Raw genomic sequence first — 11460 nt, 5'->3', positions numbered from 1 at the left:
TATGCAAGTTTTGCTTTATTTAATAGGTACTGGTTTTGTTTTATGGCTTCTATATCTTTTTATTATTCATATAGTTATACCAACTCTAACCATAATCTCATGGTTAACTATAATTGTCATCATATTATGTGCAACAGTTACATCTATTGCTGGTATTGGTGTTGGTATTAAGAACTTTATTCAGGTTTTTTACGAAGGGCTTCAAGTAACTAAAACTAAGTCTTATCTGGATAAAGAAAAATCAATTAAATTCTTTAAAGGACAAAAAGCCAAATTAATGTATATCTATGGTGCAGCTTGGTATGTCATGCGATTTGTTAGTATGAATGTATGGCAAAGTACAAAAGACGATGCAGGAAAATGGCTAGAAATTGCGAAAAATAGATTTTCTAATGGACATTTTTCATGGTCTGGTAATATTTGGCAAAAAGTTTGGGCAATAATGGGATTTTACGGACCAGCACTCGGTTTAATGATTGGATGGTTTTTTCATTTTGTAGCAGCTTCTGTCATTGTTGCCCTATTTTTAGGAATACAATTTATTTTCTGTGTCATCGGCACAATGATTACGAGCTTTTTAATGTTGTTTTTGACCGTAGGAAACTACCTATATAGTAGCTTTTATAAAACTTACTACAGATGTCCAGAATGCCATGAACCGATGAAAATTCCCACCTACATTTGTCCAGATTGTTCAACAGAACATACTCGACTTTGGCCGAGTGTTTATGGGGTTTTTAATCATACTTGTAAAGGAGATTTACCTAATACTAATAATTCTAGAGTTTGTAGCAAATCTTTACCAACTCTTACCTATCTTGGACGAGATAAGTTATTGACAAAAGTTTGTCCTAATTGTAAACACCCCTTAGATGGGATTGGGGGAATCAACGCTCATATTCCAGTTGTCGGACTTCCTAACTCTGGTAAAAGCCATTATATGTTTATGGCAATCAAACAATTTACAGAAGAATATTCTCCTGCTCATAGTTTAGATGTCAGCATACCTAATTCTTTACACGCTCGAAAGTATGAAGACAATATTAATTCCCTAAAAAATGGTCAACGTTTACTCAAAACTTCTGCGGCGGGTGATAGTGCCAAAGGGTTAAATTTAGAAGTCAAAAAGACTAATCAAGCTGTCCCTAATCTCTTGTATTTCTACGATTTAGCAGGAGAATATATAGATACTGATGAACAAGCAGAGTTACAAAAATACTTCAAGTATGTAGATGGAGCTTTTTTTGTTATTGATCCTTTTTCGATTAACCAAGTTAGACAAAGATACCAAGACGCACTGTCAAACAATGCTGATATTCAGGATTTACCCAACCAAGACTTAGATGCCGCTTATGAAAGAATGTTATTTTTATTTGAAAAGAATAAAAATAAAAGAAAAGGAAAAAAATTTACTCAACCTGTTGCCATTATTGTTACTAAAGTGGATTGTGCCGACCTTGAACAACAAATTGGAGTTTATAAAGCTCGTGAATATATGGCGAGCCATTCTGACATAACAAATGAGCAGGATGCGATGAATATTTTAATCAAAAATTTCCTAGAAGATAATGGAGCAGGGAATCTTGTTCGTAATATAGAATTGAATTTTTCTAACGTTCGATTTTTCTCTTGTTCAAATATTGGTTTTAGAGATCAGACAATTGGCAGTAGTAATTTTTCCAATTCTTTTGATGGTGTCCGAGTTTTAGAACCAATGGTATGGCTTATGGAACAAACCAATACCTTACCCCATAAAGTCTCATTTATTTGGCAGTTTTTGCGTTCAACAACCTGGATTAATTATGGTTTACCTGTGTTTATCGCAACCATTATGGCTGGTGTGCTGTTCGGTGGTTATTCTATTATTCGTTGGACTGTTAAAACGCTTCAACCCTCTAATTCTTCTCAATCTTCAGAAATTAAAAAAAGTAATCCTCAATCTCAAATAAGTGACAAAACTTTAACTGAAGAAAAACTAAAAAACATGACTTATACCTTGTATAACACAGCCTACCCATTAACTGACGGTAAATTTTTTCAACAATCACCAAATAGTGCTACGGGTCAATCAGTTGAAATCGAGCAAATATACTTCGGAGATATTAATAATGATAGCTCAGAAGATGGGGTGGTTATCTTAGCAGAAAATGGTGGTGGGAGTGGAATATTTAAGTCATTTCTTGTCATCCTTAATCAAAATAACATCCCTACACAAACATCTAATTTTTACTTAGGAGATCGGACAATAATTGAAAATGTAGAAATAAAAAATAATCAGATTAAACTGACACTTATTACTAATGGTCCTGACGATGCAGCTTGTTGTCCCAGTCTAAAAGTCACTAAAACTTTCAAATTGCAAGGAAATGAATTATCAGAAGTTGTTCCTACCTCATATTCACCTAATAATTCCCCTGTGGCTCTTGTTTCTGACCAAAACATTGCAGAACAAATATTTACTGATTCTTCTTCAACAGCAACCCTTTCACAACAAGATGCTGTCAATCTTATTAACAAATGGTTACAAGCGAAAAGAACAATGTTTGCTCCCCCTTATGACCGTCAAATTGCTCAGAAAATTACAACGGGTGAACAGTATCAAAAAACAGCTGGTTATAACGGTTCTATCGACTATTTACAGAAGAAAAATAGTCAATATAAATACGGACAGCAAACAATTGATAACGTTGAAAAATTCGTTATCAATGGTAATCAAGCTAGTATTCAAGTTAGTGTAACTGAGCAACAAACTCTCTATATCAATGATAGAGTTGACCCTCAAAATAGCAAAACAGGAAAAATAACTGTTCTTTATAACTTGAAATTAGTTGATGGGAGTTGGAAAATTGAAAGCTCTCAAGTTATCCGCTAGTTAAAATTTACTAAAACTTACCAAGGAGGTGATTCTCAAATGACTAATTCACAACAAATCACAGATGACAAAAACTCAATGCTAGACCAAAATTCTGCCTCTGATATTTTTAATTTAGAAGAGAATAAATTACCTCATGCTGAATTAGAAAAATCTCCCCTCAATCCAGAAAAACTTAAATCTATGCCCCAGAATGTGCTTAATATTGAGCAGAATATTCAAGAAGAAACCCCTAATAACTTCAACTTAATTCAGCCAATAATTGATAACATTCATCAAGCTATTGCTCAATTACAAAAAGATTTTGAAGTCAAAGTTAAATACGATGAGAGCAAAGAACGTACCATTAATGCCCTTCATAAAGAGTTGCAAGATTATCGAGAAGATATGGTATTTAAAATTTTACGACCCTTAATTATGGACATTACTAGCATTTACGATCATCTCCAATTACTGACTAAGAAATATGGTAATTTATCTGAATCTAATTCTGCCAATTCCATAGCATCCGAGTTAACAAGCTTCACTGAAGAAATTGAAGAAATAGTTAGCCGTTACGGGTTTGAATTCTATCAAAATGACAGTGAAACTTATGACCGTAGTAAACAAAAAGCGCAAAAAATTATTAATACTGATGACTCTACTCTCGATAAACAGATTGTAGAGCATCTGCAGATGGGGTTACAGTATCAAAAGCGAATTGTTCGTCCAGAAACCGTTAGTGTCTATCGTTATGTATCCAATCAATAAAAACCAAAAAATTTTTTCTTACCTCATTCACTTATTTTCTTATGATTGATTCCTCCCGTCCGAATTTCTTCTTACTTCTGGAAATTGACCCGAATCAACCTTGGTCTGACTCAGTATTTCAAGAAATTTTTACTCTGAAACAAACTGAGTGGACTAAAAAAAGCAAACATCCTAAATATCGGATGGAATATAGCACCTACTTACAAATGCTTCCTGAAATTAAGGAAGTAATGGAAAATCCAAATTCAAGGCAAATTGAAGCTGATTATTTTCAGCAAAATTTTCAACTCAATAACCCTCAAGTTGAAGCAGAGCCTGATGCTAATCAACTGAATCAAAATAAACCCGTTCAAAAAAACGTCAAGGAGACCAAGAAAATGTCTAAAATTACCCCTATTTTTGGTATTGACTTAGGAACGACCTATTCCTGTATCGCTTATGTTGATGAATATGGTCGTCCTAATGTAGTTGCTAATATGGAAGGAGACCGAACCACTCCCTCAGTCGTGCAATTTAATGGTGAGGAAAGAATTGTTGGTAAGGAAGCGAAAAATAGCAGTATGCTTGAGCCAGATAATACTGTAGATATGGTTAAACGCTTCATGGGTAAAGAGGGGTTTTCTTTTGAACATGAAGGAACATCTTATCGCCCCGAAGAAATTTCTTCTTATATTCTCCGTAAATTAGTAAAAGATGCTGAACAACAAACCAGTTATCAAATCAAAGATGTGGTGATTACTTGCCCTGCTTATTTTGGTATTCGTGAACGAGAGGCGACTCAATTGGCAGGGGAAACAGCTGGTTTAAATGTGCGTAGTATTATTAATGAACCTACAGCAGCAGCTATCTGTTATGGAGTCAATGAAGAAGCAGACCAGACGGTTTTAGTTTATGACTTAGGAGGGGGAACTTTTGACATTACTGTAATCAAGATTGAGGGTGGTAATATAACTGTTGTTTGTACCGAAGGAGATCCTGATTTAGGTGGAAAAAATTGGGATGAAACCATTGTGACTTATTTGGCTCAACAATGGCAAGAAGAAACAGGATCTAGTGAGGATCCTTTAGAGTCCTCTGAAACTTTACAAGAATTATATGTTCGGGCTGAAGACGCCAAAAAAACCCTAACACAAAAAGGGGAAACTTCTATTCCTGTTATGCACAATATGCAACGAAAAAAAATTGAACTGACTCGTGAAACTTTTGATGAATTAACGAACAGTTTATTAGAAAGAACGATTGAGTTGACTAAAATCGCTATTGCTGAAGCGAAAAAGCGAGGAGTTGAAGACTTTGACCAAATCTTAATGGTAGGAGGTTCTACTAAGATGCCTCAAGTTGCTCGTCGTATTCAAGAAGAATTTGGCAAAGAACCTAAGTTTTGTGAACCCGATGAATCAGTTGCTAAAGGTGCCGCTGTCTATGGTCATAAATTAATGCTGGATCAAGAAATTCTTATCACTATATCTAACGACCTTGGGCTCAAACCAGAAGACGTTAAACTTGAAGATGTACCAGAAGAAACTAAGCAGAAAGCTGAACAAGAAGTTGCCGAAAATAATGGTTTAACATTAGGCGCAGTTCAAAAAGCAACCGAAACCAAAATTATTAATGTGACAAGTTGTAGTTTTGGCATTAAAGCACGTGTAAAAAATGAAGAAAAATTGGTTAATTTGATTAAGAAAAATGATCCTGTTCCAGCAGATGTTACTCAACGTTTTGGTACAGGATCGGCCAATCAAACAAGTGTTGAACTGTTAATTGCCCAAAATTCTTCAACTGATCAATATTATGAATTACACCTGAGTACAGAAATTGGGCAAGCAGAAATAAGCCTTCCTAGTGGTTTACCTCAAGGTACTCCTATTGATGTCACTTTTAAATTAAATGAACAAGGAATGCTTGAGATGTATGCTAAAGAACTATCAACAGGTCGAGATGCTACTGTCACTATTAAAACAGAAGGGGGTGTAACCGAAGAAGAAAAAGAAGCAATGAAAGCCCGCAACTCTAGTTTAGTCTATAGCTAATTTTTTACCTTTTGTTAGGGAATGGAGAATCATTTATTTTCCATTCTCCTCACTTTTTATAAAGTATTCACCCTGACAACTAAAATAATAAAATCATGAACAATTTTGTTGGTATTGACCTCGGAACTACCTTTTCAGTTGTCGCTTATATTAAAGATGGCAAACCGGAAGTCATTCCTAATAACCAAGGAAAAAGAATTACTCCCTCCGTTATTGATTTAGGTAGTAATCCGCCCTTTGTTGGCGATGATGCCAAAGAAAAACAAGCATTAGGAGATGAACAAGTTTATGCCTTTTTTAAGCGAGATATGGGCAATCCCCACGCCCTTTATTTAGAGAATAATCAAGAATATACCCCCATTGATCTATCTTCAATGGTTCTCTCCTATCTTAAACACTGTGCCGAAGATTTTTTAGGTCAATCTGTCACCGATGCTGTGATTACTGTTCCTGCTTATTTTAATAATATGCAGCGTGAAGCTACCATTGAAGCAGGGAAAAAAGCTGGCTTTAATATTCTTAGAATTATTAATGAACCTACCGCTGCTGCGATCGCTTATGGAGTTCGCCCTAATCAAAATAATTCAAAAATTTTGGTTTATGACCTTGGAGGTGGAACATTTGACGTTTCTCTAGTAGAAGTTACAGGAGATGAACTTCGAGTCATTGCTACAGACGGAGATCATATTTTAGGCGGAAAAGATTGGGATGATCGCATTTTACAATTTCTCGCTACCCAATTTGAAGAAGATTTTGGCGTGGAATTAATGGGAGAAGACTTTAATGAATTAATGATTTTAGCAGAAAAAACTAAAATTAGCTTGTCAACAAAACAAGCGGTTAAAGTATCGGTTAAAGGCGGAGGACATCAAGCTAGTTATGAAATTACCCGTCAACAATTTGAGCAATTAACAAAAGACTTAATCGAAAGAACACAAATGTTAGTAAATATTGTCCTTGATGAAGCTAATTTAACATGGAAAGATATTGAGGGAGCAGTCTTAGTGGGGGGTTCTACGAGAATGCCAATGGTGCGTGAATATGTAGAAGAAATGTCAGGTAAACTACCTCTAAGTGGAGTGAATCCCGATGAAGCCGTCGCATTAGGGGCAGCGATTCAAGCCGCAATAGATATAGAAGCAAAACAACAAAAAAATCCTCAATTATTTTTGTCAGGAAAAACTCAATCTACTGAAACTTTACTCTTAGGAGGAGTGAAAAAATCGAGTGATGTTATTAGTCATAGTTTAGGAATGATTGCTGTTAGTGAAAATGGAGATAAATATATTAACAGTATTATTATTTCCAAAAATCAACCGATTCCCTCCCAACAAACCCGTCCCTATCAATTTCGAGTCAAAAAAGGAGAAGAAAATAAACTAGAAGTCTTTATGACACAAGGGGAAACCTTAGAACCTATGAGTTGTGTTTATCTTGGAAATTACGTCTTTACTGACATTCCGATGGTCAAGTCGCGATTAGCAATTATTGACATCACTTATTCCTATAATTTGAGTGGTGTTGTTGAAGTTTCTGCGGTTGAAAGGAGTACCCAAAAACCCTTGACTTTAACCATTGAACCAGTCCCCTTAGATGTTCCAGATGATCGATTTACTAAATCTCCTCAAGAAACAGTTGTGCGAGAACATTTGAATATTTACATGGCGTTTGACCTTTCTGGTAGTATGAATGGTAGGCCTCTAAATGAAGCAATTGAAGCGGCAAAAAGTTTTGTTACTCAATGTGATTTAACTACAACATCTATTGGAATTATTGAATTTTCTGATAAAACTTTAACAACTGTTAATAGTTCTCAAAATATCAGAAAAATTAATCATGGTATTCAAAATTTATCCATAGGACGCACAGGTTATGGCAATTCTGCTCATCCTTTTGATGAAATATTTCGGATTTTACGAAAGGCTAAAGATTTAAAATATGGTATTATTTTGACCGACGGAGTTTGGGCAAATCAGCAACAAGCTATTAAAGCAGCTAAACTTTGTCATAAAATGGAGATAGAAATTATTGCCATTGGATTTGGTGGTGCTGATCAAGAATTTTTAAGACAAATTTCTTCACGAGATGATCTAAGTTTCTTTACGGATTTAAACCAATTGACTGAAACCTTTAGTACCATTGCTCAAGAATTAACAGAAAGTGGTGGACAAATTCGTTTAGAAACAACAACTAAACCGCAAGAAACCGAGCCGATCAATCCTGAACCAAATCAAAAATCAAATAATTGGCTGAAATTCTGGTAAATAAAATTAAATATTGTCAGCGATTTTAGCGAATTTTAGGGTTCTTCGGTTTGTCCTATGCAATGGAGGGGGTTATAAGGAATGAAACCCTTATAGAGACAGGCGTTGCTGCGATTTTTGTCAACTGTTTTCGATCTAGAGCGAACTAATCAATTAAATCTATTGCCAGATAAGGATTGAGTCGATTTATGTTACCCTATCGAACCATACCAAGTAACGAAGAACCATAATAATCAATCATAAGTTAGCCAAGCACAGTTAGTCAACTTTTTAATTTCATTAGTCATCGTTCCGAGATAAGTAGGTGGGTGGAATTAAATATAAAATAAACGTAGGTTGGGTTGAAGCATGAAACCCAACGCCCGCATGGGTTACGCTACCGCTAACCCATCCTACAAATAATTGTGCCTACCTACTTAGTGACAAAGGGTTATCGGAATTTCTGACCTTTCTTCAATCGTTTCAAAATCTTCATTAAAGAGAGGTTCATCTTCCGTCTCAGAGAGGATGCTCTATTATGAAAAGCCAGTTATGATCTCCCGGGAGCAATTGGGTGACATTAGCACTGGGAGAGGAAGGCTATGCTTTCAGATTTACTCAACAAGGGGCAAAAGAGTTTTGGTACAAAATACCAAAACAATAGGGATTGGCAAAATTCTTGAAAAGAAAAAGAATGGTTAGGGGAAGTCTCAGCTATTCCCTGACAACAATCTTTAAGAGACTTAGAACCAGCCTACTCTAAATTTTTTGCCGCCTGTAAAGCGGAAATATAGACAATCAGCAAAATTTACAAAAATTGATAAATTAAAAGTAGTTTAGAGTCGTCCTTTACCATCGGAACCTGGGAAGGTTAAACTTTCTCGTTTTAAAAAGCGGAAATATAGACAATCAGCAAAATGTACAAAAATTGATAAATTAAAAGTAGTTTAGAGTCGTCCTTTACCATCGGAACCTGGGTCGGTCACGGTAATTAAAGACGCAACGGACTGCTATTTTATAAGTTTTGTTGTTGAGATTCAACCCGAAAACTTGCCGACAATGGGCGATTTCTAGGGATTGACTTAAGGATTGCCAGATTTGCAACTCTCTCAACAGGAGAAAAGATAGACGCACCAAAACCTTTAAAGAAACGATTAAAACGATTAAAGAAAGCCCAAAGAAATCTTTGTAGAAAGAAAAAAGGGAGCAAGAGAAGAGAGAAAGCCAGAAAACGAGTAGTTAAAATCCACGCTAAGATTAAAGATACTCAGGCTGATTTCTGGCAGAAACTATTCAATAAAATTGTTCGTGAAAACCAGAGGATAATTTTGGAGTATTTAAATACATCGGGAATGGTTAAAAATTCCAGTGTTCCTAGACTGGTTATAGCAAATTAGTAGTTTCAATGAGCCTAATCCCTTACATAGCCTAGAATCCAACAAAGCAAAAAGCTTTTTTTATTAAAATTGTTTTTTTGAATTCTAGTGAGCCTTACTTGGCAAGACTTGCGTGGATTATTTTCTGCTCAAATATCATGACTACTCTAGAAGAGCCAAAATTCCGAACTATCCCTTGCTATAGACTGTGTCAAGATTAAGACCTGGGCGGATAAATGTCCCGGTTCGGATGCAAGCAAAATAAACTAGAAAGAGCCTGGTTAAACTGGCGAAAAAGTATTCCTACCGCTAGTTGAGCCGGTGGCGAGATTTTCGGGACATTTGCGATGACAGGAGAAGAGATGAGGATGGCGACTCGATTAAATTTTTCTAGCGAGCGGTTTTCCCTACCCGGGTTAAAGCGTCTGCGGTCCTATCGCTCGGCCTGGTTGCGGGGAGATATCATTGCGGGGATCACCGTGGCGGCCTATCTCGTTCCCCAATGTCTGGCCTACGCGGAACTGGCCGGAGTACAACCGATCGCCGGATTATGGGCGATCCTACCGCCGCTGCTTATCTATGCGCTGCTCGGTTCCTCACCACAACTCTCCGTCGGGCCAGAATCGACGACGGCAGTAATGACCGCCGCCGCTATCATGCCCCTCGTCGCGGGAGATAGTAGCAACTACGCCAGTCTCTGTAGTCTATTAGCCCTACTCGTGGGGAGCGTCTGCTGCGTCGCCGCTTTCGCCCGGTTGGGGTTTCTCGCCGATCTCCTTTCCAAACCGATCCTCGTCGGCTACATGGCCGGGGTAGCGGTGATCATGATCGTCGGTCAGTTGGGAAAAATTAGCGGGATGTCACTGAAAGCGGAATCGCTTTTCGGACAGATCGGGGAATTTTCCCGACATTTATCGGAGATTCACCCACCAACTCTGATTCTTGCCGCCGGTGTTTTAATTTTTCTGCTAGTGGTACAACGTCGCTTTCCCAATGCCCCCGGTCCTTTACTGGCGGTTCTACTGGCCACATCGGCAGTATATTTGTTTCATCTGAACGAGCGAGGCATCGCCGTGATCGGGGAAATTCCCGCCGGTTTACCGAGTTTGAAAGTACCGATCGGCTTTTCTCCCCAGCAGTTCGTCTATTTACTCTCCTCGGCCATCGGTATCGCCCTCGTCGGCTATTCCGATAACGTCTTGACCGCGCGGGCCTTCGGGGCGAAAAACGACTATCGCATCGATGGCAATCAGGAATTACTCGCCCTGGGAGCGCTGAATATCGGTAACGGCATCATGCAGGGCTTTCCCGTCAGCAGTAGCGGCAGTCGCACGGCGATCGGCGATTCCCTGGGCAGTCGCTCGCAACTGTTTTCCCTGGTGGCTTTTCTGATCGTAATTTTGGTACTCTTGTTCTTACGCCCGCTACTATCCCTGTTTCCGAAAGCAGCCCTGGGGGCGATCGTAATTTATGCCGCACTCCGTCTGATCGAGATATCGGAGTTCAACCGTCTGCGTTGTTTCAAAACCAGTGAATTCCGATTGGCGCTCGTCACCATGTTCGGTGTCCTGGCCACCGATATCCTCGTCGGGGTAGGCGTTGCCGTGGGGTTATCGGTGGTCGATCTGTTCACGCGGCTGATGCGACCACACGATGCGGTTTTGGGGGAAGTGCCGAATCTGGCCGGCCTGCACGACATCGAGGATTGGCAGGGCGCAACGACGATCCCCGGATTGGTTCTCTACCGTTACGACGCGCCCCTCTGTTTCGCCAACGCCGAGAATTTTCGCAAACGGGCAATAGCGGCGATCGAAGCGGAGAAAGTCCCCGTCGAGTGGTTCGTTCTCAATGCCGAAGCAATTCTAGATATCGATATTACGGCGGTCGATATGTTGAAAGAATTACATCGAGAATTAATCGGCCGTGGTATTACTTTTGCCATGGCGCGGGTGAAGCAAGATTTATATCAGCAATTAAAAAAAGGAGACCTATCCGAGACGATCTCGACCGAACGTATTTATCCAACCCTAGAAGAAGCGATCGAGGCGTTTCATCGGAAATTTTGGGTCTGAAACCCCGCCGTTCTAGGTTGGCTTTACGTTAGAATTAAAAGGCCAGTCTCGAAAACCAAGTGGACGGCGCAGCACCTTGAAAACTCGGCTTAGGGGGTTCCGACCAGAAAAGCTTGG

5 protein-coding genes and 1 pseudogene are annotated in these 11460 nt (G+C 38.6%); all 6 read left to right on the top strand.

What is annotated here, in order from left to right:
- The first annotated feature begins 1 nt into the window (after position 1).
- The 6 genes and pseudogenes from ACE1AQ_RS01950 to ACE1AQ_RS01925 all read left to right on the top strand — a co-directional run bounded on the left by ACE1AQ_RS01950 (position 2) and on the right by ACE1AQ_RS01925 (position 11343).
- Positions 2-2872 (top strand): IMS domain-containing protein, encoded by a 2871-nt coding sequence (locus ACE1AQ_RS01950; RefSeq protein WP_110543431.1) that lies wholly within the window; start codon positions 2-4, stop codon positions 2870-2872.
- A 39-nt stretch (positions 2873-2911) separates the two neighbouring features.
- The gene (gene grpE / locus ACE1AQ_RS01945; RefSeq protein WP_110543433.1) at positions 2912-3622 is read left to right on the top strand and encodes a nucleotide exchange factor GrpE; all 711 of its coding nucleotides are present in this window, start codon (positions 2912-2914) and stop codon (positions 3620-3622) included.
- A 41-nt stretch (positions 3623-3663) separates the two neighbouring features.
- On the top strand, positions 3664-5652 hold the full coding sequence (locus ACE1AQ_RS01940) for an Hsp70 family protein (RefSeq protein WP_110543435.1): 1989 nt from the start codon (positions 3664-3666) through the stop codon (positions 5650-5652).
- Positions 5653-5747: 95 nt separating this feature from the next.
- On the top strand, positions 5748-7916 hold the full coding sequence (locus ACE1AQ_RS01935) for an Hsp70 family protein (RefSeq protein WP_110543438.1): 2169 nt from the start codon (positions 5748-5750) through the stop codon (positions 7914-7916).
- Between the two features lie 662 nt (positions 7917-8578).
- Positions 8579-9280, top strand: a pseudogene (locus tag ACE1AQ_RS01930) (RNA-guided endonuclease InsQ/TnpB family protein); the annotation flags it as partial.
- A 359-nt stretch (positions 9281-9639) separates the two neighbouring features.
- On the top strand, positions 9640-11343 hold the full coding sequence (locus ACE1AQ_RS01925; RefSeq protein WP_110543595.1) for a solute carrier family 26 protein: 1704 nt from the start codon (positions 9640-9642) through the stop codon (positions 11341-11343).
- Positions 11344-11460: the final 117 nt, after the last annotated feature.

The sequence above is a fragment of the Microcystis sp. BLCC-F209 genome (assembly GCF_041928595.1).
In the GTDB taxonomy this organism is placed as follows: Bacteria; Cyanobacteriota; Cyanobacteriia; order Cyanobacteriales; family Microcystaceae; genus Microcystis.
This window is presented reverse-complemented; position numbering and strand designations above follow the sequence as displayed.

Excerpts from the sequence above, each read along its gene's own strand:
- ACE1AQ_RS01950 (WP_110543431.1), top strand. The coding sequence starts at position 2 with ATGCAAGTTTTGCTTTATTTAATAGGTACTGGTTTTGTTTTATGGCTT.
- ACE1AQ_RS01925 (WP_110543595.1), top strand. The coding sequence starts at position 9,640 with ATGGCGACTCGATTAAATTTTTCTAGCGAGCGGTTTTCCCTACCCGGG.
- grpE (WP_110543433.1), top strand. The coding sequence starts at position 2,912 with ATGACTAATTCACAACAAATCACAGATGACAAAAACTCAATGCTAGAC.
- ACE1AQ_RS01940 (WP_110543435.1), top strand. The coding sequence starts at position 3,664 with ATGATTGATTCCTCCCGTCCGAATTTCTTCTTACTTCTGGAAATTGAC.
- ACE1AQ_RS01935 (WP_110543438.1), top strand. The coding sequence starts at position 5,748 with ATGAACAATTTTGTTGGTATTGACCTCGGAACTACCTTTTCAGTTGTC.